Origin of the sequence: Hahella ganghwensis DSM 17046 (genome assembly GCF_000376785.1) — a bacterium.
Classification (GTDB): domain Bacteria; phylum Pseudomonadota; class Gammaproteobacteria; order Pseudomonadales; family Oleiphilaceae; genus Hahella; species Hahella ganghwensis.
The window spans coordinates 74,144-99,089 of record NZ_AQXX01000137.1; the positions used below are offsets into that span (position 1 = coordinate 74,144).

Genomic DNA, 24,946 nt, shown 5'->3' on the forward strand with positions numbered 1-24,946 from the left:
GTTTCATTTACACCTTTTGGACTATCCCCCACCCCAAACAATAGAACCTCTTGCGAACCTTCAGGCCAGCCGAGGGGTTCAGCAAAATGTAATTTTTTGAAACGGGTGAACTATGTGGCGCTGGGAAAGAAAGGACGGACGATTCTATGAGGTGGTACTTACGCGCGACCTTTTTGGAAACTGGCTGGTGTTAAAGCTGCATGGCGGAAAGAAATCTGGAAGATCCCAATTGATTACAACCGGATGCCCAACCATCGAAGGCGCCCTACAGATAGTCAGGGCAATTAACAGTCGCCGGATACAGAACAAATATGACCTGGCGATAAATGACCCTAATTACCCTTCGTTTTGCAAGGAGAAGTAATTTGATAAACGTTTTGCGAGTGCCCGCAATTCTCACTCTATTGGCCGTAATAGCCTTTTGTCTGGCAAATGAATTGAGCCCCCTTGCCCTGCCTGCTGCTGGCGGCATTTATTGGTTGATCAAGACCGATCAAGGCGGCAAGTCAATAGAAGGTATCTACGCGGTTCTATTTACGTTCGCCCTCCTTAGCGGTTTTTCCTGGATTATGGTGCAGTTTTATGAGTGGCTGTTTTTTTCTTAGAAGTCGTCTTCTGTAAGTTCTGCATACATCCCGGATATTTCATTGCGAAGCTCGGTCAATTGATCGAGCTTTTTACGTTTGGCTTCTGCCGACATTATCCGGTTCCGGCGCACAAGATCCATTTGCTTACGAATATCCCCAAGGCGTTGGCGAGCTTTGCCCAGAGCTTTCCGGTACCGCAATTTTTCAAAGTTGCTTTTCGTCAGCTCCTGAGCCTCTTCAAAGCGCCCTTCTTTTCTGAAGGCGGTAATCGTTCGGTAAAGCTGATCCACCTCATTCCACCGGTCATAAACATCCGTGGTGTACTGAGTGGACTTGTTTGTTTTACCGCGATAAAGGGCTTTGATAACCGGCAAGTCCTCAAGCTTCCAATCTGGAGACTCTGCACGCCCTGTCATGGTGTTAGCAAGCATGTCGGCAGCGCCCAGGGCGTACATCCCCATAGTTCCCAGATACCCATTAAACAAATGCTCGAGTTTTTTCGGGGACATTCCAGTCCACTCACCAAGCACACGCATTGTCATGCTTGTGTGCTCATCGTAGCGGGCCTCTGGCAATTTCCCTTCGTCCACCATTCCTTCAATCGGCTTATCAAAGAAAAACTGACGATTAGCGACACTCTCAATAATCGGCATGGCAAACTGAGGGGTCGGATTGATCGCCATGGTCTCCCAAAGATTATGGCTGATAGACCACATCAGCTTCTCGCTGTCTTGGTTTCCGGCCATAACGTGATAAATGCGCTCTGGTACTGTCCCGAAAATGATCCCGATTTCAAAAGGCTTAGGTATGCGGTAGTGATCATCCCCTAACCAGAAATGCCAGTTGGCATCCTTATCCCAGTCTGGCAACTCGTGGTAGCGCTCATCGTCATCATTCAGCATTGCCAGGGCAAAAGAAAACATAGCCAACTTAAACCCCGCATTCATCAGCACGCGCCTTGGATGCTCTTTGGCTGCTCTTGCCAGCTTGCTTATACCCTGAAGCCGGGCATTCATGAATGGCACCAGGTCAATCAGGTAATTCATAAGCTGAAAGTTTCCGCGTAGCGAGTAATCCATCAAATCCTTGGACTCAAACGCGGCCTGCAGAAGCGATTTGCCAGACCTCTTGGCGGCCTTATAAGTCGCCAATCTGTTAGCGTTCTCCACCCGGTCGCCAACTTCCCGGTATACCTGCCAGCCCTTCTTAATCGCACCATAGACCTGATCAGGGGTTCTAAGCAGAGAGTTAACGTATTCGTCCGCCTGACGTCCTGACAGTCCCTTTTTGTCGAGTGCCCGCCTTATGATCTGAGCTGACGCCTCGGGATCTGTACCATGAACATACCCGCCTTGGAAAGAAGCGCCAGCAAACATCAGTTCGCGATATTCCGGATCCTCCTTAAAAGCATCTCTGAGCCCCTTGATTGAATCAGTGCCCAGCTTGAAACCATCGGGATTAATTGCCCAGGCGTGGGCGGCGTCACGGATAAAGTTTCGAATGATGAAATCTGGCGAAGAGGTAATACCCGTTGTTAACAGGCGTTTCATATACCTTCCCACTTTTGTCACCGGGTCATTAAATCCAGATGATGAAAGATGGGTGACGGCTCTTAATAGTGCGGGGTCGTAAACCTTGTAATACTCGTCTTTTCCGTCACGCTGAACCCTGACAACGTTTTTATCTGATTTCTTGCCGACATAATCAACTGAGCTTTCCCCTTCGAACGCTTCCAGATAGTCACTATCCTGAAGATTATCGACCGTTTTCAGCAATGCACTGTTCTTCATGCTGGCGTCTGTCAGCTTCATCCAGTTGGTCAGAATATTCTCAAGCAAATCATTGGTAGCCATGTCGCCACCCCGCAAGGATTTAATGCCTGCATTTTGGTGAGATAGTCCGCGTTTCGTTCTGGGAGCCAGCAAGGCAATATTGCCGTCGTCGCCCTCTTCCTGGCGGTAAAAGGGGATATACCAATCAGATTGCCACTTTTGGCGAGCGTCAGCGTTAATCAGTCCCGCCTGCTCAGCCATGTCCAGCATAGCGGAGTTGAGCTTTTTATACTCTGAGTGCATTTCCCTGAATAGGGCTTCTTTGCCGGAGGCGCGATTTTTTAGGGCTGCAATGTCTTCCCGGGTAAGGTTGTTTTCTCGCCCTTGCTCCATCAATTCTTCGGCGCGATGAGCCCCAACCCATGCAAGGAAATCATTCAGGTTTTCGCCTGCTTTGCCCAGGATCTCCAGAAGCCCCTTGGTCCCCTCTTTATATTGAAGGGCACCTGCTCGCCACTGGGGAGCGCCATAATGCAAAATTGCATGCATCACATCCGCGACGCCTGTAGCTAACCGAGCGCCGACGTAGCCACTATCTTCGGGGTTGGATACGCCTGCAGAGTCTTCAGCCCGCTTGATGCCTATGAGGCCGTCAAACATCCCTTCATAGGTTCGATGTTTAAACAGGGACCAGACTGATTTTTCATTTTCTTTGGTGACTGCGCGGTCGAGAGATTCCCGTAACTTGGCCTCTTGTTTTGGGTTCAGGCCAAATTTATCTAAAACGGAGGAATCGCGATCTGGAGTAATTGAGAATAATGGCGCATCAGTTCCTTTGTTTTTTTGATTGCTTTGATACACCTGGGACGCTTCAAACGCCATGACGTGCAGAGGCCCGCCAATATCTCTGTAGTCAAAGATTATCCCGTCATACCCTTTGGCCCTCAGTCGGTCAGCAAATTGTTTTGCCGCCTCCTGACTATCGAACGAAGGCACATCCTCCGTTTTATAAACCTTGGGTTTTCGAATATCCAGATAAACGCTATCAACAGTTGAGCCATATCTGGATGCATCAGAATTGCTAGTGGTAAACCAAACCCCCAAAGCTGCAGAAGGGTGATTGGTGGCCTTCCCTATTTGGTCTCGTCCAAAGTTTCCGATTGAGAGCCCGGCTTCTGATCCTCTGAAGACTCTAACAGGTCGTCCGTGTTTACCCCTAATCCGTGTTTGTAAGTGCCAATCAGGTGCGGGTTTTCCCGCAAGATTTCGGCCAAACTCTTCACTGGCTTCCCGTTGTCTTCTTCCAGATCCAGGTTCACTACTTCTGCTTTGCTCATTGTTTTCACCTTTCGACATAAACCTAATGTCATCATTGTCACGATACAACGATTCCCCGCGCCCTTCCATAGCTGCGCGCGCGTTGCTCAACAACAAAAGAAGCTCGCTATTTGATAGATCTGCTGTTTTCAGGAATCCGTTACGGCGTAACCACTGTCGGAACCGACCCATTAGCTCCTGAACCGCCCGCTTAATGCTGGGCTTATTTTGTTCTGCTATGTGCGCCAATAACTCATCCATCATTACCTGGATCTTTGTATCACGAGGTAATGAGTCCAGACCTACAGCATACTTTTTAAGATCGATATTGTTTGCTTTGGCAATCTCATTAAATCCGCGAGCCCCGCCAATTGCCATAAAAAGCTTACGCAATTCCCTGGCCAGATCTTGCCCATACAGTGCCCGTAACCCATAATGCCCATAGCCCTCATGAAACAGAACTTTCTCAGCTTCTTGGACACTATGCAGATTTTGACGCACCAAATATATGCGGCCGCCATGGAATACTCCTCTTATGTCGTTGGGGTCTGCGCCATAGCTTTCAGCCTGATACTCCCGGAAGATCATTAAACGATTCCACAAGCTTCACAATGTTAGATCCGCCGCTCCAGTTGCGAGTAATCCGGGAGATAGCTTTTTCTGCATCCACCTTGGCGACAGCACTATTGCCAACGATTCCTGTAGTGCCGGCAATATCCGAGGACAGGCTAAAGAAGGCTCTTTCAGTTCCTGAAACCCTGCCTCCACGCTCTGCATCACTCTTTATTTCGCCATCTTCCTTATACAGATAATCCAGCACTTTTATATTTGCTGATCGAAGAAAGTTGGCTATATTTTGAAAGCTTTGCTGTGAGACACGCGAATAGTTGAAGTCTTTTAAAATAACTGCGGCCGCATTCGATTTATGAATTGCTTCCAGTAGCCGGTTGCTTTCCCCTGTGTGCTTTAGTGCTACCAGCCCCTTAGAATCAATACTTAATATCCCCGTAGGGGCATTATCATTGTTCATCAGAATAACTGCTTGTTCCGACGATACACCTTTAACCATTTTTCTAGCAACATCTGGCGAGGTCACAGGCTCCCCTATGGACTCACGAGAATACAGTACTCTTTCTGTTACAGGCTGCTTAAAGTTACGGGGGGCGGGAGTCGCTTCAATAGTCGCGCGATCATACTCTCCCTCTTTAAAGAATGTGGCTTTGCCTCCTTTTCCGATTACAACGTGACCACGAAAATTTACCCCGGTTCCTTCAAGCAGCTCACTAACTACAGTGGTTATTTTATAGTCACTGTCTGACGGAATGGTTTTCCCAGATGGATGGTTGTGCGAAAACCAAAAGTTTTTTGCCCCCTTAACTGAGACAATTGAGCCCGCCAGTATGCCGGGATCAACATCAGCCGAAGCCCTTAGACCTTTAGTGTGACGGATAACTTCTAGAATTTTGCCACCAATTCCCGTAACTACTGCAATCATGGTTTCCTGACCATGCTTACGATATGGAGCTACTATATGAGCAATATCCTCGGGCGTGTTGGCACGGACCAAGCCAACATTTATGGTTTGGGTTTCTGTGGATCTTGCGGCTGTAGCAAAAGTATCTTTAAGGCTTTGTTTGCGCTCTTTTGCAGGTAGGGCGGCGGCGGGTAATAAGTTTTCAGCTGCACTGGAAGCGTTTCCACTACTTGACCTTTTGCTTGGTAACTTGCCGGTTTCTCGCTCATGGCTTCCGGTAATTTCCTTGTTAGTAGTTGCGGCGACTTCCTCATTATGCATTTTTACCGGGAGGTCATGAAGCGGTTTAGATAGATCTCCACTCTTAACCCAGTTTTTAAAGGTGTGTACGCCCAGGGGAGTTATCCCGCCCAGACCTGTCCAGCCCTTCGGATAGTTGCGCATGTATGCGCGCCGCGCTGCTAACTGATTGGGGAATCCCACCATAACCTTGTGTTCGTCAAAGTTTCCGTCTTTCCCTACCTGATCAATGACAAAAACCTGAGAACTGTCTGAATCATCCCCCAAGAATACGTCCACGTGCTCATTGTCAGCACCTGTTGTGCGCTTGATATAACCATAATGGGACTGGAGCTTTCTTTCCCACTTGGTTCCATTAGCAGACGTGCCGGACCGGATTGAGCCCTTTGGCTGCTCCACTGATATATCAAGACCTTGAACCTTCACATGTCCATGCTTAAAGTTGCCAGCTTCTTTCTGAGCTTCCGTAGGCTCCGGCAAATCATTCAGCGGAGACGTGGCCGCTTCGTTGGCTAACGCCTCAACTTCCCGCCTTCCTACTTGATCGGTTCCCTCCTCTGGTATTACTTCGGCCTGAGAGAGATTATCAGTCTCTGATTGATCATCCTTAAGTGCTTCCGGGTCGTGTGAAGCATCAAACATCGGCGATTCACTGGTGATCTCGGGGGCTTGCTTAGGTTGTAATGCCCAATGCTTCGCGCCAGTTTTCACCGGTTCTAATTCCTTCTCTGTGCCCGCCTTCCGGTTGGCTCGCATCGCCGCAAGCTTGGACGGATAGACATCTGCCAGCTTTTCGGCTGGTTTACTATCTGGGGCTTCTTGCCTCTGCTTTTCATTAAACGCCTTGATCTGCAGCTCAATTCTGGACGCAAGATCATCAGTGCGATCAACAGGGGTTCGCTCGAAAGGAATCGTGTTATTTTCGTCAGTCAGGGCCAGTTTGCTCTCACGCTGAGGCATGTCGGGCTTAACGAAATCGACTACATGCTTTGATCGCTCAATCTGTTCAGCCTGTTCCTGGCGTCGCACCTGCTCATTTTGCACACGCGCCTGAATTGGCTGAGGCTCAAGCCCCATGCCGTCAGTAAATGGGTTCGGGATCACCGGGCCTCGGAAATCTGAAAGCAACCCTTTTTGCTCTGTTTCATTTGTGGGCATTGCTGCCTGTTGCTTCAGGAGGTCAGCGCGACGTTTGGCTTGTTCAAGGATCTGCTTTGGTCCGCGAGTTGGATTCAGTATCTCGTTGAGTCCGCGCGCCCCGTGATCGAAGTTTGGTTGTGCCTCACTTGGTTGCGGCAACCGTATATCTTGCGGAGGTGCAGGAGTGATGGGCTCGACTGATGATTGAAGTAACCCGCCTGCGCCAGCTTCAGCCTGATCTAAGGCGTCACCTCCCTGGGCTCTCGCCTCGGACTGCGCACGCTCAATATTTTCAAGCGGTGAAAAGGTTCCTAAGGAGCCCCCCATAATTCCACCGGCAGCCATTCCACCAACGGCAGAGTTAAGCACGTCCTCGGAAAGTTTCTGGTTAGGGTCCGCGTGCGTCAGCAACGCATAGTTTTGCGCCAGGGACTCTGCACCGGACTGCAAAAACTCCTGCCCGCCTTCGCCTGCAGCTCCTGCACCGATTGATCCCAGCCTGGTGGATGACAGCGGGAGACCTTGAGTCAGCTTACCTGTGACAGCTCCGAAGGGGGCGGATAACAGTAAAGTGGACAGAAAAGTTAGAGCCGAAGCCTTTTCACCTGCCGCGTCCTTTATCAGCCCTCTGGCCTGATCTTCATCACCGAAATACTGAAACGCTGCATTATACTCTGGCTGTTCCATGAGCTGATCATGAGTCAAGGCGTCCACACGAGACTCTACGTTTGCGCCGGAAGACCCTGCAGCAACAGTAGCCTCTCCCACCCCATAGCCCAATGCTCCAGCTACCACGGGCGTGAGTTTTGGGACTAATTGAAAACCTTTAGCGAAAAGACCGCCCAGCCCCATCCCAGCTGCTGTACCAAGCGCACTCTGACCAAGTGATAACTTAACTGTATCCCAGGATGCATCCCCAAGCGAATAGCTACCGCTCTCATCCTCATGGATAAATTGTTTAGCAACCTCTTGTTTCGCATAGTCGGATAATCCGTCAGCCCAATACTCAACCGCTCGACGCCCCAAATCCTGCACAAACTGGCCTGAATCCTCAAATCCTGCTTGTTTCGCAAGCCAGCCAACTCCCTCAGCAACAGATGCCCCCCCCATCATGATGGACCGGCCATGATCCCCCCATGTTAAACCGTCCTCGGCTTTCGGGTCTTCGCTCTTGGCGTCGTAACGGGGAACACTACCAACATCAGACCAAGGCGACATAGTAGACTGAGGCTGGCTATATTGATTAATTAGTTCGTCAAACTGACCCATGTTGTACCTTGTTATTATTCTTATTAGTAGTTAGTTCTGGCGCTGATAGTAGGCTCTTAGCTGATCGACCTGCTCCCTGAGATCGTCTGGTAGCTCTTCATAAAATATCGCCATTTCATCTACGACCGGTCTGGCTGGCAGCTCGCCTTTTTGGAGAGATGAGATGAACTCAGACTTTGCCCGATCAAACTGATCGGGAGAGCGTCGATATTTGGCATTGAACTCATGAAATCTATTTAGCTTATCTCGTGAAACCTTCCTCTTTTCGGCAACTTCATTGGCTCGTATTTCTTCACGCTCCTCTTTCTTGGCAATTATTGTCGCTGGATCTTGGGCTAACATTCCGCCTTGCGGCTGTTCATTTGGGCTAAGCATGGGTACTGGCTTATCTTCCGAAGCGGTGACATCAGCTTTATCGGTTCCGCGCGATTCGAGTAGAGATTTCACCCGGTTAATGGTTTCATCATCAAATCGACCTGAGCTTGTAAACTCTGCTAGAAAAGTCCTTTCCTGACCTTCGGGAACTTGCTTCAACATCTGCGCCAATAGATTTTCGTCCAAGGTTGCTGGTCGTTGCTTCTGCTGAGGCGCATTAGGGTTTCGTGTCAGGCTCTCAAGCTCGCCCATTAACGAAGCCTTTCGCCTTTTAAGGCTCTCCCATTCTTGGGTTTGTTGGGGTGAAAGGGTGCTGGGATTCCCCAATTCATCCGTCCCCCCCATAGCTTTAATTAAGTTGGACTCAATCCCATTAATGTGTGAAAGCTCTTTTTCCAGTGTTGAAATACGCTGCGACTGCCAGGCGGGCAATTCGTTTCTGGATGAAGTAGAGGCTTTGATAGATAGCAGCCCTTTTTGCCGTTTCATCTCATTGTCATGATTCAAGCCGGCCATTTTCTCGTCGTGTGCCTGCTGGTCGTCTTGGCGGACCATGGCGTTATTGTGCTGAATACCGGTAATCTCTACCTCTTGATTAAAGCGACCGCTATCCAGTAATTGTTGCCGCTTCAACTCTGCATCCTTACGTAATTTGTCGCCAATTCCCTGGGCAGCGTTACCAGCTCCACCCAGAACCATTTGACTCAACAAACCGCCCGCGCTCATTGCTGCACCTCCTGAGTATTAACTGGGGCAGTCTGTCGCCCACCTCTGGCCTTTTGCTCCATTTGCTCAAGCTTGGATAGTAGCTGGGAGTACGCCTGGCGCTGATTCTGGCTTAATGCCTCCTCGCTTGCTTCGCTCGCAAACTGAACCATCCCATCATAAAAAGCGTTTTCAGTGGCCTGGGCTTCATTCTCTGGTGTTAGTACGCCCATTTTCTGGGCCACCTCAGACATTCCCTTGGCTAACTGCATGCCTGCTTGAAACAGGACGTTAGGCGGAATCATCTTTCCTGATAGCACAGCGGTTTGTGAGGACATGGTAAGTAAGCGGCCAATAAACATGGCCATGCCTTTGGAGGGATCACCGGCTTTGATAACTGACTGAAGGCCTTCTATCCCTTCGTCTGAATACAAATAATTCAGCATCTGACCGGCCACAATATCGAACTGCTCCTGTGTACCGTTCGTGTCATCTTGCGGGGTTTGGGCTTGTTGTGGATTCTGCTGGGGCTGGGGTTGGGTAGAGGGCGCCCCTTGATCTGGACGCTGTGAAAGTAGACCGTTTTGCATGGGGACGCCTATTTTATTGTTATTATTATGTGGCGAAACTCAATAGCCCTTTATTGTAATTCGACAGGTCAACATTTGCACTTACCGAATATCCGGACGCATTCGGCGCGGGCGTGCTCGTTGGAGTACCAAAAGCGGCAATAGCTCCTTTCAATCCACCGGACTGCCCGTCACCCTTTCGGGTTTCGCCGCCTGGGCCAGGGTTCAGGGTTCCCTTAGCGATCCCCTCGACGGTTGCGCCCGCTACACCACCAAAGGCACTCCCTACAGGGCCGCCAAGCAGCCCGCCCACCGTTGAGCCAATCCCCGCACCGGTCGAAACATCACCTTTCTTTGCCCCCTCGGCTTTCGTTCCAAAGTCGTTATCATCAGATGTGATCGCACCATCAACAGCCTGCTCAGCGACAGAGGACGCAACTTTTCCCGCTGCGCCAAACTTGCCAGTAAGACCGCCAAGCAGTCCACCAAAGACGCCTTTTGTACTCGCCTGCTCAGCTGCCGTTCGACCTTCATCAAGTGCCTGGCGTTCGTGCTCGTTCAGGTTCTCGCCACTCTTCTCACGTCGCTCAAGATTTGCCAGAGAATTAAAGCGGCCGTCATCGTCATAGTCTTCCTGGTGGCTTGATAGTGCCGGGTCAACGTCACCGGTTGCGGGCTGACCACCGCGCCCGTTACGTGCATTCCGGTTTGCCCTCTCCATTGCATCCCTTGCCCGCCCCAGATTTGTTTTATCGCCTGTTGCCGGGTCAACATTGCCGTTAGGAGGCTGACCACCTTTCCCTAAGCTGCCTTTTGTATCACCTCTTCCGGCACTACCGCCCATTGCCGGATCTGGACCAGTAGGCGCTTGACCGCCTCGGCCATCCCGCGCATTTTGATCAGCTCGGCCTGTGCTCCCTTCAGCACCGCTTCTACCCGATGGGCCGGTGCTATCTCTTTCACCGGCTCTGTCAGCAATGCCGCCCATTAAGAAGCCCCCTGAGTAAGCAATCCTTTGGTCAATGAGCCGTACTGAGTTGACTTGGAATTACCCGCGCCCTGTGCGTAGTAACGCTCGTTCTCCCAGTCATTGCGCATTCTATACAGCCGCTCCTCGTGTTTTTGCTGGTCCTTCTGCTGCAAGTAGGTCAAGCCTGCGCCCGCCGCTCCCGCGATAGCATCGGCTGCCCATTCATTCTCATTGACATAATCCCAGGCTTTACTCGCACCTGATACGATTTCGTTAAACAGTCCCATGGGTTCCCCTTATGCGGCTATTGAAGGCAATGGCGATTGTCCAAAGTTGTTGGTCCACATTGGCTGGGCAGAGTACAGGCTCTGAGTAAACTGAATATCGGCGTCACGCATAGCAATGACCTGATCAATCAGCTTTTGACGATCAGAGGCCTTAATGTTCGGATCGGTCATGATGTCCTTAACGTCCTGCGCATACCCTGCCAAAGTGTTCTCCATGTTCTTCAGGTACTGCCCGCGAAGATTGCTGGCAACTTCTTTGTCCAATAGTCCGGACTGAATCTGATAATCCAGCTTCGCCATGTAATCAGCATGCATGCGCTGTTGGTCCTGATTATAAAAATCCGCCTGCATTGCCTGGTTGAACTGATTGGCCTCATTCTCCATACCCGCGTTTGCCAGACTTGTGGCGCTTTGCTGCTGAGCATTGAACTGATTGGCTTGGTTCTCACTATCCATATTCGCCTGGGTCATGTTCTGCTCATTGGAGGCGTTGAACTGATTCGCCTGGTTCTGGGAATCCATGTTGGCCAGATTCATGTTTTGCTCATTGGTAGAATTGAACTGGCTTGCTGTGTTGGTCGCGTCCATGTTCGCCAGCGTCATGTTTTGCTCATTCGTCGCGTTGTACTGTAGCGACTGATTGGAGTATGCCTGGTTTGTTTTACTCTGATCGTGGTATGTCGCAGCGTCCTGCTGAGCAATTGGCAAGGCCGCATCGATAGCCGCGCCATGAGCCGCGCCTACCGCCATAGTACTGTTAAGCAGACCGCGACTATTGGCGGTTCTCAGTGCATTTTGCTCTGCCCGCTTCATGTACGGGTTGTCTTGACTTAGCAAGCCGGTGAGCTGCCCCGATACGGTGGAATATGGATTTACCTCTCTTTGGTCGGCTTCATAGCTTGAGGCTGTGCCAGTGTTCGCTTCATAAGTCGCCGCATTCCCTTGCGCACCTTCATAACTTGAGGCCTCCCCCTGTGCGCCAGTGTACTGCCCAGCCTGCGCCTGTGTGGCTTGGTAGCCTGTCGGCTTTACTGAATTGTCAGTGTTTTGTGTGGTTGTTGGCATTGCTCCAGCCCCCTTATAGCTCGTTCAGATCAGCGCTAGCGCTGTCAAGGATTGTCAAAATTTGGGCTTTATCCGTAGCGCCCTGGGTGGCTACCTTTGCGCCTCTGACAACCGCCTCTATTTGCGGGTCGATAACCCGCCAAAGATCCCTTGCACTTTCTATAAGTTCCGCCACCTCAGTCACAGATAGCCCAGTGGCCCCAGCTTCTGCGCATATGTATGGGTAATCTGTGGTAACCGGCGAATCCGGTCGGCCGTCAGAAATCCATTTATCAAGCTCAAAGCTCTTTGAAATGTAAGTGGCATCCTTGTCAGGCGAGGAGAACCGGAGGCGACATTCCGTCGCGAGAGAGTCGAGCCTTACCAATGCGTCAGACCTGACTTTCTCCAGATCAGCCGCCGGCGGATCAACCAAATCAAATCCGGGGTTTGCTTTGACTATCTGCTTGCCCTGATTCTGCCCCTCAAATAGTCGGCGATATTCCCCCACTGAGATTTCTTCAGCATCTTTCGGCAAGTTGTTAAGCTCGTGATCCTCATCATTAAAAAAACCCTTTTCACTGAAGCTGTAAAAGTGCCTCATGCTTAATACCCCACGGCTATATAGGTGACTATTTGAGAGTCATCGATTGAACTTGCGCGATCCAGTGTGAAAGCCGTTCGCGACCAACTTGAGGCAGGAATCATCGCAGTAGACCCAGCGGTTTTCCGCATAGTTACCACTTGCCCGCAAGCATTTGGAAACGCTGTAGGAAACGAGAAGGATTGCGCGCCGTCGTTACTACTTGTTACCGCTCCCCATTGTAAATAAGTTCCTGTCGGCAAGCGCACATAGCCATCAGAGCTATGGCTGGCTGACACTGAGCTGTCCTGCAGGAAGTCAGAGGCGTGTTTTCCGTCGAGCTTATCCGCATCAATCCCAGAACCAGAACCATCAACAGTCAAAAGTTTGGTTTTGATCGCATTGGCTGAGAGCGAAGCGGAAATAGACTTGTTGGCACTCCCATCAATAGACGCGGAGCCCGTAACATCACCTGTTAATGAAATAGTGCGGGCTGTATCCCATTTCGCGGCAGATGCTGCCACCGCGCTGATTCCCAAATATAGAGTGTCCGCCCAGCCCTTATCCATGACGGTTTTCCAGCCCGACCACCCAGCATTGTTATAACTGCCAAGCCTGAACAGGTAATTGCCATTGCTGGTCTGTCCCGCGCTGTAGGGCGTGAGAATCTGCATGGCAGCCCCATCTTGCGACGATGAATAAGAGGGAATATTTATTAACCGTCCATTCGCGACTGGCCAACCGTCCGAACTTTGAACAAACGTGACACAAAAGCCCGCTTGCGCAAACGTGCGAGGGGTATTGCTCGCATTATTAAAGGGAGATGAATAATTGGGCCAAGTGGACAGACTTCCATGGGTATGACTGTCGTTCGATACTGAGGTTGTGATCGTTAGATTGGCAGAGCCGTCAAAAGTGCCTGAGCCGGTAACGTCGCCAGTTAATGCAAGTGTGCGCCCGCTCGCCAACTTGGTGGCCGTGGCTGCGTTCCCGGTAATGTTTCCAGGCATAGCGCCCGAACCGTCGCGCACTACCGCATCCCCCGCCCCAGAGCCAGCATTCAGGATTGCCGCCGAACCAAGGCCCAGCGTTGCGCGGGCTTCAGTTGCGCTCGCATCATCCACCAGCGACTTGCCAAAAGTGGTAATAGCAGAATCAAGGAAAAAGGCACTGGCCTGCAGGCCGTCAACCGTATCCGCATCGAGACCAGAGCCCACGCCGTCAACAGTTTTGATCTTGGCCAGTACGTCGGCTGCGGTATAAGTGGCGGCCAGCAAGAAGCTACTGGCTTCAAAGCCATCCAGTGTGTCGGCATCAAGGCCTGATCCAGCGCCATCAACTGACTTTATTTTAGTCAACACATCCGAGGCGGTATAACTTGCAGCGGCCAAATAATAACTGCCGTGCTGGCCATCTAAGAGATCGGCGTTAAGCCCTGACCCCGCGCCTTCTCCTTTTGTTGCGGCCGTCCCCAGGTCTGGAATATCTGCCGCTACCAGGTTGACGGAGGGGCCAGACTTTCCGTTAACTTCAGACACAAGATTGGCGGGCAAAAGATTTGCAGATTCGTAAGCCAATGAATCATTAATGGACAGCTCCCAGCCTACATCAACAGAACCAACACCCGGCAGTGTTCCCGCCACGGTAATTTGCCAGTATTTCCCCTCGTCACCAGAGACAGGCGGATCAATCGGGAGGGTGCCGCCTGAAGCATCCCAATAGCCAATAAATTTTTTAGCACCTGAGACGGTTTGTTCTGCAACTTTTGCCCAATGTTTAGCGGAATATTCGCCCGTTTCTACTGCGACATTCTGATTGTTTTCTGCCCATTGCTTGGACTTATCAGCATAATGCTTTGAAGAAAACTGGCCAGATTCAACCGGTGCGCCCACCGCATTCTCAGACCATTGCCGGGCCTTGTCAGCGTAGTGCAAGGCAGAATAATCAATGCCCTCAACCAGTGAACCGATAGCCTTACTTGCCCACTCCTGAGCTATACCTCGCTCGGTCCCTGCATCATTAGCATGGCCAAGCGCTATCCCTGCCTGTGTTGCGGCATCATTTCTATGCCCTAATGATTCGGCTGCATAGCCAAAGGAATCATCTCTTGCATCTTCAGAGAGCCCCTGTGCTACTTCGGCCGCCGCTTGGGCTGCAGAGGCTGAGTCTGCGTGCGCCTGCGCCTGTTGCTCTAACTCCTGAAGCTGGCCAAGGTTCGCAGCATGATCAGGGTCTGTCCCGTTTACCACATAAAACGGTTCAGCGAAGCCCTGGCCGTCTGGTCGGACCTCTGGCAATAACTCAAAAGATGTTTGAACGGCGCGCAGTTCGTTGGCCACGTCCTCCGCCCGTGCAAGATCGCCAGGCAACAAGGTGTTACCGTAAATGTAATAACTCATCTCTGCCAGTTCCTCAGAGTGTAATAAATCAGAGCATCAAAAAAGGTGTGCGGCCTCTCGCTTGCGCTATTGCCATATATAACAAAGGCCACGTTTCGACCAGTGCCCGCAATTTCTGCAAGCGCCTCAGAGTTCACCTGGGCGGACCAAACAAACTCATTCCAGTTCCCTTCGTCCCACGCGGAGCCCCCGCCGATGATGTCCAGCTCGTCCACTCGATGGGCACCACTATTCGGATCGTTGTAGTTAAAAAGCGGTTTAACTCTCAAGCTGACAGCCCCGGCCGCTTGAATGTTGAAGATTGCTTTTAAGAAGTGCTTTCGCTTTTGAGGGGTTCCAAAGTGCGCAAAGGCAAACCTGAAGTAATACTCAATAGGCTCACCGTCAAAGCTGGTCCCTTTATCAAGACGCATCACCCAGCCATCCTCAGTCCCTGCCACTATGATTTCTTCTCCACTCGGCAACTCACCACGCTCGACACAAAATAGCTTGTGGTTGTATACCTGGCGCGAATAACCGACTAACTGATTACCTGAAAATGTGGCGGTTAAAATTTCGGATCCAGTTAGAGAGGCTATCGGGTTGAAATACCAGCGAAGCTGGTTTTTACGGCCGCTCACAACGGCATCGGTTAGCAAGCCCCGGCGATCACGCAAAAACGGATTAACGCCCTGGCTGATCGTGCCCGAACTAAAATTACCGTAGGCCTGTGTCGCCTGAAGGCTGGTAAGCCCCCGGTCATCCAAGTAATACAGATCGTTATAGGACAGCGCGGAATAGGCAACACCTCCCACTTTGTCATCGTGATTTCGTAAATCCTTATTAGCCCAGTCTTCCGGGCCGCTGCCGTATAGAATGGAAATCCTGTTCCGCATCATGACAACTAATGAGCCGCCGACAGTCAGATGCAGGCCTGTCAAATAGTCGCCAGCACCGAAGCCACCCGCCCCATTGATTGGGTCAAAGTCTGCAGGTTCACCAACGGCAGAGTAATAAACCATTCCTGTTTCGTACCCAAGGAACAGGTAGTTATTAACGACTGCCAGAAACTTGGGAAAGTCAGTTTCTCCAGGAACGGTGATCTGGGTAAAAGTGGTCCCATCGAACGTAAATGCAGGGTTTGCCCCGTCAGCTCCCAACATTAATTCAGCGGTTGCGGTTGCATGAAAGTTATTACTAGTAAATGAGTAAGTGCCGCCAGGATTCAGCGCGGGCGTTGCTACTTCAGTCCACCCGCTGCTGGATTCTTTGAACATCTTGCATTCAGTGCCGTCTGAGGTGTCACGAAAGCAAAACACCTGACCACCAAACACCCAGACCCCGCGAACAGGGCCGGAGCCTGGGGGCTTGCTGATCGCTGCCCGCCTTACAGCGGCTTCAGCTTCATCGGAGGTATCGGAGGGCGACAACTGTCCATCGTAACGCTCATAACCTTCTATCCGAGTGTATCCGCCCAGAGTATTCAGCTCGTAATTTTTACATGCCAGCATTCGCCCAGGTTTAACACTTAGCGCCGGTGTTTCCAGATCCAGGCCGCCCTCACACCTGATAATCGCCTCTCGCCTGTTATCCCTCATCACACCACCACAACGGTCAGGGGATCAGCATCACGAGATGCGCCATAACGATACTTGTCAGGCAACTGGCTTGCCTTTAACTGCTCATAGCCTTCGGGATACTCTATCTGTACCCGCTCCAGCACTTCCGGCGCTGATTCATAGTGCGCGTACTTAATCAGCGCACGCATCCAGATCAGATCATGAAAACTCTCAGGAATCAGCGGGATGTCAGTATTCAGGGCCAGTACTTGCGGCCGCCTGTAGTATGGGGCAATCAGGGTGTAAGCCTTGTCTGGTGTTGGGAAAACTTTCAAGCCGCCGTCAGGCATTATTACCACTTGATAGGGTTGCCCCTCCCCCGCTGTGCTGAGCTGGTCCCAGTTCTCCCACTCAATCACTTCTACAGGACTGCCATTGATTGAGAACTTGTCACGCTGCCAATAGTGATACTCAATCGGTGCGGGATAATCATCGCTCCCAGCCACAAGGGAAACCGTGTGATTTACCCATAGGAATTTCCAGTCAAAAAACTGTCGCTGAATATCAATGTTGGCTTGCTTGATCCAATTGACGAGCCTGGCGGCTTCACCAGTTTGACCGGTGACACTGGAAGGACCAGCACCACCCATCAAACCAGCTTCCCGGGCAAGGTCGGCACATAGAGTGAGAAAATTTGCCATTATTCAGCCTTCGGCTTTTTTGCTCGACGAGGTTTAGGCTTCGGATCTTCACTAACGACTGGCGTTAAGGGTTCAACGCCCACCGGAGTTTCTGGCTCCTGCGCGGATTCTGGTTCAGGTTCCGGCTCTCCCTCCTCATCTTCGGTCTCGTCGTCCTTTTCCTGACTGTCACCCTCATCCTTTTCCGGTTCTGGATCAGGCGCTTTTCTGGGTCTCGGCTTTGCACCCTCCAATATCTCCCCGGTTTCCCAACTAATCTCTATCCCCTGGGCATTAAACGCCTTACCGTCCTGTGTGTATTTCACTGGGCCGTGACTTGAAACAAAGCCGTATTTCTTATTTTTATTCAGCATCACTTGCACCTTTGATTCGGAATGTAACGGTCATTCAGGCGCTTGTTCCGCGCCAGCCCATCCTTTACACCCTCGGGTTTAAACTTGTTGATTCCGGTTGTACGATCATGCTCCCAGTCTTCCCAACTATCCGGCTCGGCACGCTCCTTGGAATGCTTGCGCTCATCTTCAAAAAACATAGACACCTCCACACAAGGGGCTTACGCCCCTCAACAGATTAAGCCCGGTCAGAGCCTTTTTTCATGCGCTGGGACTTCTCGTGTGGGCTGTACATGTTTTTGACTTTGGTCGTCTCCTTTCTGATCAGCCCTTCATTGATTGCGCTTTCGTTCCCTTTTGCGCCTTTTGTGTTTTTGCTCATAACAGTTACCTGTAAAGGAATTAATGAAAGGCGGGACTATGCCCGCCAGGTTATGCGGCTGAGGACCACTTCACGATACGGCTGTTTTCCTCAACGGTATGGCAGATGCCGAAGCCGCCCATGTAGTACCAAGCCATACCGCGAGAACGGCCATAATCGCCCGGAAGCTTGGCGCGGATTTGCTCAGGCTCCACAATGGCTTCGGCCACTGTGTCGTCGCCAAAGAAGTGAGCCGCGTCAGACTTGCCGTTGGTCCAAGCCTCAGTAGGAACGTTAGTTTGAGTAAAAAATCGGGTGCTCTCATAACGGCCGATTTCGCCTGCAGCGATACGAGCGAAACCGCTTTCGATATAAAAGCTGATCGCCTCCAGGTCGTCCTTGAGCTGGCGGAAGGTAGTCGGACGGCCCAGCGCGCCATAGTTCTCACCGTCCATAGGAGTGATGTCCCGCTCCTGCATGTAGTCCACGATTTTCTTAACGTGGTCCTTGGTCATCGCGGCGTTATTGGTGCCTGCGGGTGCGCCATCAGTTTCAAACACAACATCTGTGGCACTGTCGGCACCAGCACCGGCGGGGTAACAAACCAGCTTGGTTTTGTCGAATTCCGCGTGCGCGGCTTTATCCAGGGTTTTGCGAGCGTCGTTTTTGAGCACCTTGTCTATTACGCGCTCACAGGAGTGCTTAGACAGAATGTCCAGCTTTCGGGTGTAAGGGACTGAGTTACCGTATTCAGTAATGGTCAGGGTTTCCTGATCAATGCTGAAATTAGTCTCAGGCATTGGTTGGGTTTCAACCAGTGCAGCCCCGCCGGTGGCTACGTCGCTGTATACGTTCCAGTTGTATTTCTCACCGGTTCCCGCCTCTTTCGCGTCCTCTACAGAACACATATTTCGATAGCGTGTAAGCGGCTGCAAAGAGGTGCGCAATGTTTCTGATAGTTGATCAGAATACATAAACCCACCCAGGTTATCGGTTGCCCAGAGTTGTCCGGCCATGGTGAATTACTCCACTTTTATTATTATTGTTTTTAATCTTCCCTGGGAGCTTGACCCCGCATTCTGCGGATGTCATTGAGAGCGTCCGTGCGTGTTTTGCGTTTTACAGGAGGTGGCCCCGGTCGCTTGGCGCCATTGCTGCGCGGCGTAGCAATCGACTTCTTACGGTTAGTCCGTGTCTGTTTATCCTCAGTCTTCTTGGTCGCTCCAGTCTTCTCAGCAAGCCATGCGCGAGTACGATCACCCGCCTCCGTCACCACTTCGATAGGTGATAGGTGGGGGTTTTCCTGCATTACTTTGACTGTGAATTGGTCGGCTAATGAATACAGACTCGGATCACCGGCAATATCAGCATACTGCGTGTCAAAGAACGCCTTAGCGTCCGCAACTTCCCGCTGTCTAGTTCTCTCGGTTTGTCGCCTTTCGATGGTCTCTGCTATCTGTTCCGGATCAAAGGTAGGCTGTGTTTGTGGCCGCCCTTGAGACTGGATCTGAATTAGCAGTTCGTCTGCGCGATTATCGTCCCCATCTACCAGGGCTTCGTGATATTGGCGCGTAAGGGTTTTAAGCTCTTTCGAGCGGGCTTCATCAACGTCCTGGGTGGATGGTTGACGGGGCTGGACTGCTTGGCCTTGAGCCTGTTTCAGGCGCTCACTGGCTTCTGCCAGGTAGGCGTCAGCAGCAGCAACTTTTTGAGCGCGAGCAATTACCTGTTCACGAGTAAATTCTTGCTCAACGCCATTTATCTTAAGTATGTATTTTTCTGACTGGGGAGTGGTCGCGTCTTCGGGGCTCTCTTCCTCTTCGCCCTCGTCCTCTGACTCTTCTTCCTCTGAACCTTCAGGATCGTCATCATCCTGAGTGTCTTGGTCGTCACCCTCATCGTCTTCCGGTTCCTGATCGTCCTGATAGCCTTCATCACTTTCGTCCTCACCTTCAGAGGATAGATCAGCAAGCTCAGCATTTAGGGCATCAGCACGGCGTGAAAAAGCCGTTTCGGCATCTTCATCATATGCCCCGGCCTCTTCCTTTTCATCGTAACGAGATTGTGCGATAGCGTTAACGCGACTTAAGCGATCACCGCCAAAAACGCCCGCATTGTCGCGGGTGGCTTCTGTGGTCATGATATGCTCCCTTATTATTATTTTTATTTGAGCATTATTGTGAAAAGGCCAGTTATCCGGCCTATGCGTAAATTTTACCCAAGTCCTTCTTCATTATCCATATCTCTAAGTTGAGTCTCGGCAACCTTGGCGCGCTCGACAGCTTGCAATAGCCAATGAACAGCATCCTTTGCACGGCGGGCTTTATACAGGGCGGATTCATTGGGCGCGTGAGTCTGACCGTTAAGCAGCTCTGTAATACTCTCCTGTATCTCCTGTTTGGCAACGCCGACTATATAACGCCCTACATCAGTCTTTAGGAAATCTTCAACATCACAGCCAAGCCTAAACTCAGCAAACAGGTATTTTTCAGAATCAAACAGCTCGTGCGGTTCAGAATGTGTCATAACCCTGCCTTAGATTGGTGGCTTGCAGCGCCTTTTCAGCCTGCTCCAGCGTTAGTTTGGTGCCTTCTATCTGACGGGTGGTCGCCAGTTTCTCGCGCTCAAGCCCAAGCTTTTCGTACAAGTCTTTTAACTTCAGATCGTTGTTGGCTGCAATCTTCGCCATTTCAATTTCGTATTTCATGGCCCTGTCAGCTTCAGCCATTTGCATATCAAGCTGTAAGCGCTGCTGATCAAGCTTTAAGCGCTCCATGGCAATTTGATCAACGGGCGGTTGCTGCGGCTTCACTTCCTCGGCTGGCTTGAAGAATCTTTGGCCGTCGCGGTAACCCGACTTACCAAAGATTTCCTTAATAACCTCATCCTCATCCAGGCGAGGTATTGCACCAGGCAGAACGCCCCCCAGAATCTGCAGGCCCTGACTAAAGCGCTCAAGCTTCACTTGCGGGTTTGTGTTCCCTCTACCCATATTCACGGTTACAGTAAGTTCTGACCGCAACAGATCGTCAGTAAGCTGATCGATTCCAAATTTCTGGAAGAGTTGAGCTTTCTCGGCCGCAATAGCCAGGATGGTCTCATCCGTTTCATAGAATTGCTCCATCCTGATTAACTGCCTCAAAACTGGCTCCATCCATGTTTCGGCAAAGATCAGAAAACCATATTCACTGATGGCATCCGCCCCGGCGCTCATCAAATTCATTCCGCCGACGGTCTCGTTTAGATTCCGGTTGTTCTGCACTGACTGCTGACTGAACGTTCCGGTAATCTCGTCTATAGAGAGGTCTAAGCGGTCCTGTTCTTGGTAGGAGCTGCTGGTAACATCGTTGGTATCAACTATTCGAATGTCATTATCGGGATCTTTGGTAACTACAGAGCTGCCCGGAGAATTTCGAGACAGAGCCTGTAAATCGGTTTCTGATCCCCGCCTAACAAAATAGCGTTTGTTAAGAACCAGTTTGACGTTATCAAATCGCTGGTTGGCGACTTCGTTAACATCTTCCTGTAGGTTCTCGATCAGTTTGGTGGGGGACGCCGGATAATTCTTGTGCGCTTCGATCAGGCTGATCCCTAAAACGATTGGGCGCTCTCCAGGCATTAGATGCGGGTAGCGCTCACTGATCGGGATAGGGTCAGACAACAATAAGCGGTCGCCTATTGTCCAGTATACAAAGTCGCCCTCCCCGGGAAGTCTAATAAAGTTTTCATGCAACCAGATCAACTCAAAGGTGTTTATATCGCTGCCGTCATCCGCCGGGTCTGTTCGCTTGGTGCCTTCGCGCTCCATTCTGGTTTTGTCGTCCGCCGCTTCGCGCCCTGAACTGATGTAGCTTGCAATCGGGTAATTACGCCACCCATTGCGCTCAGCGAAAGCCTGAGCCTCCCCCGCGTACATAGGGACCAAGCGGACAACATAAGGGGATGTATTAACGGGGTCTCGCCAATCTGCCGACGGATCAAAGCGAATGTTTTCAGGGGGGAGTAAATCAACTATCGGCTTATCGACTGAAACAACCGTCTGGCCGTCCTCGTCCGTCTCTTCATATTCCCAAGACTGATAAGACGCCATCACGCCATATACGCGCCCATCCTGATAGGCCCCCATGACAGTTAGAAACCATTTCACGCTGTGAGTCAGGCGATATTGCAAAAGCTGCTGCAAAACGTCAGCGCTTGCATTCTGCATTTGGTCGTTGTCATTAATTGGAGTGACTGAAACCAGATCCTGAGTACCAAACACGGCGCGGGCAAGCTGAGCCTCGGCGCTGATGTTGTTGGTTCGTGTCTTAGGCCGGAAAGTCTTGGACCTCAGCCGGTAAGCATCAGTGTGATACTTCGAGCCGGATGCATGCTCATTATTCTGGTGAGAGATGGCCTTTTCCCACTGCTGGCGAATGTTCGCATCAAGATAGTCAGTAGATGACTGATAGGCGTCTCGCGCCAATCTCAGCCAATAACCCTCATTCCTGTCGGCCTCGTCGATTTCAGTTTCGCCCTGGGCAGCCTCAAGCTCTGCGGCAAAGTCTTCATTCAGTTCAAGGTCATCAATCATGACTTGTCCACCTTGACTACATCGCCCCGCACATTTCGAGCAAGTGACAGTAGTTGCGCTTCATCCATCTGGCCGCGACGCACGCGGTAACGTTCTAACAGCTCACCGCCCGACTGAACAACCTTGCGCTGTGTCGGGTCGATCTTGTCCAGATGCAGATAAAAGCCCCAGGTGCCGGATAGGCGCAATGACTGAATCGTGGCTATGTTGTTGCCAGTGTCAGCATTCACCGCCCAAAGATAGCCGGGATAATGTTTTTCGAGGGTTTCAGCAATAGATTTGGCGGTGTCCATGTTGAGCTGTTCGCGCCACAACTCGGCACCGTCTTCGATGATTAAGGCACTATTCATTATTATTATTCTCTGTTGCCTTGTTGCTATCGACGTTATGTGTGTGCTCGCCTGGCGGTTGGGGATTTTGGTAGAAAGTTCGCCGCCCAAATTGATAGGTAGGCTCTTTCTGCTTTGGTCCCGCCGTCCGGTAAACTTCAGCACGATAATCAATACGTTTCGCCATTATACCACCTCGGGCTCGTAGTACGAGCGTTGGTTAGATGTCTGCATAAAGCCCCGCGCCATTTGCTCAAAGGCGTCATTGCCGTGTGATGCTGAGTCGTGCCGAGGGCGATCCTTGAATACTCCCAGCTTGTCGTCCCATTCTTTCCTGTAGTGATCCAGATGCTTGATCCCATCCTTACAATGTTCTTCGTCAAACCAACAGAGAGGCAAAATGTCACGCACTGCCTGAATTGCTTCCAGCTTGTCGGGTACTCGCGGGACCACCTCAACCCTGAATCCTGCATCTTCGACAATTTCCCGGCGGCTTTTGTTATCCCCTCGGGTCAGGTCTACAACCTCGGCGTCGTGTGGTAAGTAAATGGTCGAGTACAGATAATCAAACTCGCGAAGTTTTCGTAGATAAAATTGGATCGATTCGCCGCTGTTTTCGTAGTATCGGATGAGCCTGTACTGTCCGTGCGCATACTGCATAAACCAGATCGACGTTGAGTCGTTGCGCCCCAAATCCCAGAACGTGAAGACCGGTAAACGCTCGTCATACGGAAGGGTTCGAATCTGGCCGCGCTGCCGGATCTGGCGCATCTGGCGCATCTGGCGCATCTGGCGAGCGTAATATGCCCCCTCAACAGATTGCTCAAACGCTTCCTTTGCGGTGCTCGGATACTCCCGCTTCATGTCCTCCTGAAGGACTTCAGACTTTTTGGCATACCAAGCTTTTTGATGATCATCCAGCTCGATGCCTTTCTCTGACTCCAGGCCGTCGAAGTACTCCTTTAGCTGTTCGCCAATCACAACGCCGTCAGGGTCCATCCTGTAATCAGAATTTCCCCACCACGGAAAGAAATGAAACTTAAAGTCGAGCGGGGTCAACTTTGAATCAGAAAGCTCCAGGTTTTCCGCTGTCTGGCAGTATTCAAAAAAGTAACCCTCCTGCCCTTCGGCTGTAGATTCCAGCGTTAACACCCCATCAAGTGGAACAGCCTCAAACGCGCCGGTAACAATCTCCTTAGCTTTGTCGGGAAACTTTCGGCAGATCTTGCCGAATTCAGAAACATGAAGTCTTTGAAGTGTCCCGCCTCGGTAACTGGTGCTGACTTTGATAGTTGAGCCATTGGAAAAACGGTAACTGCTGGTCGTATCCTCGACAGGCACAGGGAACAGCAGCCCCATCATGTCAAAGATGTTTTGCCACACCTTTGATCTGGCTAACCGGTCGTAAGCCAACTTAATCTTGTTGGTAAAAATGTCAGTTGCGTCAGTAAGGGTGTGGGCAATACAACCTGCCGCGAAGTTGTCGATAAACAAACAATCGTCGAGAGAGTCGATCATCTCGAAAGTTGTAAACCCAAGCTGCCGGGCCTTAAGGATAATGTTGCGGTTATGGCCGCGAATGTATCTTTCACGCTGAGCATAGTTAGGCCGAAATCTGACGATTTTCCCGACCTTATTCTTGACCTTATAGAGCACATTAAGCCTGAACCACTTGAGGGCGACCGCTCTGAGTAGGTCATCTTCTGGCAGCTTCTTAGCGTCATACAGCCTGATATAGTGATCAGCCTGCTTAACTTCCTGAGCCCTATTCATCATCACCGTCTGCTGCGCGTGCCAACAAATCTGCAAGGCTCCCTTTATGGGTGACCTCAGTTTCAACTTTCTCAGTGAATAGCTTCAGGTGCCGCCCCAGCTTGTCCAGTGCTGCCAACTTGTCGAGTGCTTTATAGGTCCGCTCGATGACAGCGGCCTGATCGTTTGCCTCTATCGTCTTTGTCTTCACTTCTGCCAGGCTGGCCGCCACTTCATCGGGCAGCTTATGGAGGGGGATCGGGTTCCCCTCCTCGTCCTCCAGGTGCTTGATATTGGCAAAGGCAACCTTCGCGATTTCCTGTAATACAGTGTCTGCCGTGATCTGAAGGCGCTTGCTCTGGGCCTGCTTAAGTACTGCAATGTAATCAGCTACATGCGGGCGCTGCAGAACGATATAGCCGTTCTTCTGGTGGTTAGCCGCATTCTTCATCTTGTAGCCCGCACGGCGCGACGCACCACCAGCGTTAAGATCTACGATGTATTCCTCTGCGAATCGCTTTTCGAGATCTGACAATCCTGTCTCTTTATCTTTAGCCATAGCTCATCCC

The 24,946-nt window shown here is 51.0% G+C and carries 23 protein-coding genes; 1 reads left to right on the forward strand and 22 read right to left on the reverse strand.

The genetic code is table 11. From position 1 onward, the window contains the following. The first annotated feature begins 326 nt into the window (after window positions 1-326). Window positions 327-605 (forward strand): hypothetical protein, encoded by a 279-nt coding sequence (locus F566_RS0125090; RefSeq protein WP_157497072.1) that lies wholly within the window; start codon window positions 327-329, stop codon window positions 603-605. On the opposite strand, the gene F566_RS33985 is transcribed toward F566_RS0125090, so the two are convergent. The 22 genes from F566_RS33985 to F566_RS34005 form a co-directional block, all read right to left on the reverse strand. Then, entirely contained in the window at window positions 602-4,264 is a 3,663-nt protein-coding gene (locus tag F566_RS33985) for an LPD38 domain-containing protein (RefSeq protein ID WP_020409796.1), read from the reverse strand. The genes F566_RS0125090 and F566_RS33985 overlap by 4 nt on opposite strands. Continuing rightward, window positions 4,239-7,859 (reverse strand): JAB domain-containing protein, encoded by a 3,621-nt coding sequence (locus F566_RS0125100; RefSeq protein WP_020409797.1) that lies wholly within the window; start codon window positions 7,857-7,859, stop codon window positions 4,239-4,241. Before F566_RS0125100 ends, F566_RS33985 begins: the two co-directional genes overlap by 26 nt. Before the next feature lie 30 nt (window positions 7,860-7,889). Further along, window positions 7,890-8,960: an APOPT family protein gene (locus F566_RS0125105; protein ID WP_020409798.1), complete on the reverse strand. Its 1,071-nt coding sequence runs from the start codon at window positions 8,958-8,960 to the stop codon at window positions 7,890-7,892. Continuing rightward, window positions 8,957-9,529, reverse strand: a complete 573-nt coding sequence (locus F566_RS0125110) for a hypothetical protein (RefSeq protein ID WP_020409799.1) — start codon at window positions 9,527-9,529, stop codon at window positions 8,957-8,959. Before F566_RS0125110 ends, F566_RS0125105 begins: the two co-directional genes overlap by 4 nt. A 25-nt stretch (window positions 9,530-9,554) precedes the next feature. After that, window positions 9,555-10,496, reverse strand: a complete 942-nt coding sequence (locus tag F566_RS0125115; protein WP_020409800.1) for a hypothetical protein — start codon at window positions 10,494-10,496, stop codon at window positions 9,555-9,557. Beyond that, the gene (locus F566_RS0125120) at window positions 10,496-10,765 is read right to left on the reverse strand and encodes a hypothetical protein (RefSeq protein ID WP_020409801.1); all 270 of its coding nucleotides are present in this window, start codon (window positions 10,763-10,765) and stop codon (window positions 10,496-10,498) included. Before F566_RS0125120 ends, F566_RS0125115 begins: the two co-directional genes overlap by 1 nt. A 9-nt stretch (window positions 10,766-10,774) precedes the next feature. After that, the gene (locus F566_RS0125125; protein ID WP_020409802.1) at window positions 10,775-11,830 is read right to left on the reverse strand and encodes a hypothetical protein; all 1,056 of its coding nucleotides are present in this window, start codon (window positions 11,828-11,830) and stop codon (window positions 10,775-10,777) included. 13 nt (window positions 11,831-11,843) lie between these two features. Beyond that, window positions 11,844-12,413, reverse strand: a complete 570-nt coding sequence (locus F566_RS0125130; protein WP_020409803.1) for a hypothetical protein — start codon at window positions 12,411-12,413, stop codon at window positions 11,844-11,846. A 2-nt stretch (window positions 12,414-12,415) separates the two neighbouring features. Further along, entirely contained in the window at window positions 12,416-14,791 is a 2,376-nt protein-coding gene (locus tag F566_RS35785) for a gp53-like domain-containing protein (protein ID WP_020409804.1), read from the reverse strand. Then, window positions 14,788-16,368 carry a hypothetical protein gene (locus tag F566_RS0125140; RefSeq protein WP_020409805.1) on the reverse strand — a complete coding sequence of 527 codons (1,581 nt, stop codon included), beginning with the start codon at window positions 16,366-16,368 and terminating at the stop codon, window positions 14,788-14,790. Before F566_RS0125140 ends, F566_RS35785 begins: the two co-directional genes overlap by 4 nt. After that, on the reverse strand, window positions 16,368-17,030 hold the full coding sequence (locus F566_RS0125145) for a phage adaptor protein (RefSeq protein WP_020409806.1): 663 nt from the start codon (window positions 17,028-17,030) through the stop codon (window positions 16,368-16,370). Before F566_RS0125145 ends, F566_RS0125140 begins: the two co-directional genes overlap by 1 nt. Further along, window positions 17,030-17,383, reverse strand: a complete 354-nt coding sequence (locus F566_RS35790) for a hypothetical protein (protein WP_020409807.1) — start codon at window positions 17,381-17,383, stop codon at window positions 17,030-17,032. The genes F566_RS0125145 and F566_RS35790 overlap by 1 nt, the downstream gene beginning before the upstream one ends. Next, the gene (locus F566_RS0125155; protein ID WP_020409808.1) at window positions 17,383-17,562 is read right to left on the reverse strand and encodes a hypothetical protein; all 180 of its coding nucleotides are present in this window, start codon (window positions 17,560-17,562) and stop codon (window positions 17,383-17,385) included. Before F566_RS0125155 ends, F566_RS35790 begins: the two co-directional genes overlap by 1 nt. Before the next feature lie 38 nt (window positions 17,563-17,600). Continuing rightward, window positions 17,601-17,744, reverse strand: a complete 144-nt coding sequence (locus F566_RS37015; protein ID WP_020409809.1) for a hypothetical protein — start codon at window positions 17,742-17,744, stop codon at window positions 17,601-17,603. Between the two features lie 50 nt (window positions 17,745-17,794). Then, the gene (locus tag F566_RS0125165; RefSeq protein ID WP_020409810.1) at window positions 17,795-18,739 is read right to left on the reverse strand and encodes a phage major capsid protein; all 945 of its coding nucleotides are present in this window, start codon (window positions 18,737-18,739) and stop codon (window positions 17,795-17,797) included. Window positions 18,740-18,771: 32 nt separating this feature from the next. After that, on the reverse strand, window positions 18,772-19,863 hold the full coding sequence (locus F566_RS35795; protein ID WP_020409811.1) for a hypothetical protein: 1,092 nt from the start codon (window positions 19,861-19,863) through the stop codon (window positions 18,772-18,774). A gap of 74 nt (window positions 19,864-19,937) precedes the next feature. After that, window positions 19,938-20,249, reverse strand: a complete 312-nt coding sequence (locus F566_RS0125175; protein WP_020409812.1) for a hypothetical protein — start codon at window positions 20,247-20,249, stop codon at window positions 19,938-19,940. After that, entirely contained in the window at window positions 20,236-22,296 is a 2,061-nt protein-coding gene (locus tag F566_RS0125180; RefSeq protein WP_020409813.1) for a portal protein, read from the reverse strand. The genes F566_RS0125175 and F566_RS0125180 overlap by 14 nt, the downstream gene beginning before the upstream one ends. Beyond that, on the reverse strand, window positions 22,293-22,646 hold the full coding sequence (locus F566_RS0125185; protein WP_020409814.1) for a hypothetical protein: 354 nt from the start codon (window positions 22,644-22,646) through the stop codon (window positions 22,293-22,295). Before F566_RS0125185 ends, F566_RS0125180 begins: the two co-directional genes overlap by 4 nt. Beyond that, entirely contained in the window at window positions 22,639-22,812 is a 174-nt protein-coding gene (locus F566_RS37020; protein WP_020409815.1) for a hypothetical protein, read from the reverse strand. The genes F566_RS0125185 and F566_RS37020 overlap by 8 nt, the downstream gene beginning before the upstream one ends. Further along, window positions 22,812-24,401 carry a terminase gene (locus tag F566_RS0125195; RefSeq protein WP_245555302.1) on the reverse strand — a complete coding sequence of 530 codons (1,590 nt, stop codon included), beginning with the start codon at window positions 24,399-24,401 and terminating at the stop codon, window positions 22,812-22,814. The genes F566_RS37020 and F566_RS0125195 overlap by 1 nt, the downstream gene beginning before the upstream one ends. Further along, a complete protein-coding gene (locus tag F566_RS34005) occupies window positions 24,391-24,936 on the reverse strand; it encodes a terminase small subunit (protein ID WP_020409817.1) in 546 nt (181 codons plus the stop codon). The genes F566_RS0125195 and F566_RS34005 overlap by 11 nt, the downstream gene beginning before the upstream one ends. Window positions 24,937-24,946 lie beyond the last annotated feature (10 nt).

Excerpts from the sequence above, each read along its gene's own strand:
- F566_RS0125090 (WP_157497072.1), top strand. The coding sequence starts at position 327 with ATGACCCTAATTACCCTTCGTTTTGCAAGGAGAAGTAATTTGATAAAC.
- F566_RS33985 (WP_020409796.1), bottom strand. The coding sequence starts at position 4,264 with ATGATCTTCCGGGAGTATCAGGCTGAAAGCTATGGCGCAGACCCCAAC.
- F566_RS0125100 (WP_020409797.1), bottom strand. The coding sequence starts at position 7,859 with ATGGGTCAGTTTGACGAACTAATTAATCAATATAGCCAGCCTCAGTCT.
- F566_RS0125105 (WP_020409798.1), bottom strand. The coding sequence starts at position 8,960 with ATGAGCGCGGGCGGTTTGTTGAGTCAAATGGTTCTGGGTGGAGCTGGT.
- F566_RS0125110 (WP_020409799.1), bottom strand. The coding sequence starts at position 9,529 with ATGCAAAACGGTCTACTTTCACAGCGTCCAGATCAAGGGGCGCCCTCT.
- F566_RS0125115 (WP_020409800.1), bottom strand. The coding sequence starts at position 10,496 with ATGGGCGGCATTGCTGACAGAGCCGGTGAAAGAGATAGCACCGGCCCA.
- F566_RS0125120 (WP_020409801.1), bottom strand. The coding sequence starts at position 10,765 with ATGGGACTGTTTAACGAAATCGTATCAGGTGCGAGTAAAGCCTGGGAT.
- F566_RS0125125 (WP_020409802.1), bottom strand. The coding sequence starts at position 11,830 with ATGCCAACAACCACACAAAACACTGACAATTCAGTAAAGCCGACAGGC.
- F566_RS0125130 (WP_020409803.1), bottom strand. The coding sequence starts at position 12,413 with ATGAGGCACTTTTACAGCTTCAGTGAAAAGGGTTTTTTTAATGATGAG.
- F566_RS35785 (WP_020409804.1), bottom strand. The coding sequence starts at position 14,791 with ATGAGTTATTACATTTACGGTAACACCTTGTTGCCTGGCGATCTTGCA.
- F566_RS0125140 (WP_020409805.1), bottom strand. The coding sequence starts at position 16,368 with ATGAGGGATAACAGGCGAGAGGCGATTATCAGGTGTGAGGGCGGCCTG.
- F566_RS0125145 (WP_020409806.1), bottom strand. The coding sequence starts at position 17,030 with ATGGCAAATTTTCTCACTCTATGTGCCGACCTTGCCCGGGAAGCTGGT.
- F566_RS35790 (WP_020409807.1), bottom strand. The coding sequence starts at position 17,383 with ATGCTGAATAAAAATAAGAAATACGGCTTTGTTTCAAGTCACGGCCCA.
- F566_RS0125155 (WP_020409808.1), bottom strand. The coding sequence starts at position 17,562 with ATGTTTTTTGAAGATGAGCGCAAGCATTCCAAGGAGCGTGCCGAGCCG.
- F566_RS37015 (WP_020409809.1), bottom strand. The coding sequence starts at position 17,744 with ATGAGCAAAAACACAAAAGGCGCAAAAGGGAACGAAAGCGCAATCAAT.
- F566_RS0125165 (WP_020409810.1), bottom strand. The coding sequence starts at position 18,739 with ATGGCCGGACAACTCTGGGCAACCGATAACCTGGGTGGGTTTATGTAT.
- F566_RS35795 (WP_020409811.1), bottom strand. The coding sequence starts at position 19,863 with ATGACCACAGAAGCCACCCGCGACAATGCGGGCGTTTTTGGCGGTGAT.
- F566_RS0125175 (WP_020409812.1), bottom strand. The coding sequence starts at position 20,249 with ATGACACATTCTGAACCGCACGAGCTGTTTGATTCTGAAAAATACCTG.
- F566_RS0125180 (WP_020409813.1), bottom strand. The coding sequence starts at position 22,296 with ATGATTGATGACCTTGAACTGAATGAAGACTTTGCCGCAGAGCTTGAG.
- F566_RS0125185 (WP_020409814.1), bottom strand. The coding sequence starts at position 22,646 with ATGAATAGTGCCTTAATCATCGAAGACGGTGCCGAGTTGTGGCGCGAA.
- F566_RS37020 (WP_020409815.1), bottom strand. The coding sequence starts at position 22,812 with ATGGCGAAACGTATTGATTATCGTGCTGAAGTTTACCGGACGGCGGGA.
- F566_RS0125195 (WP_245555302.1), bottom strand. The coding sequence starts at position 24,401 with ATGATGAATAGGGCTCAGGAAGTTAAGCAGGCTGATCACTATATCAGG.
- F566_RS34005 (WP_020409817.1), bottom strand. The coding sequence starts at position 24,936 with ATGGCTAAAGATAAAGAGACAGGATTGTCAGATCTCGAAAAGCGATTC.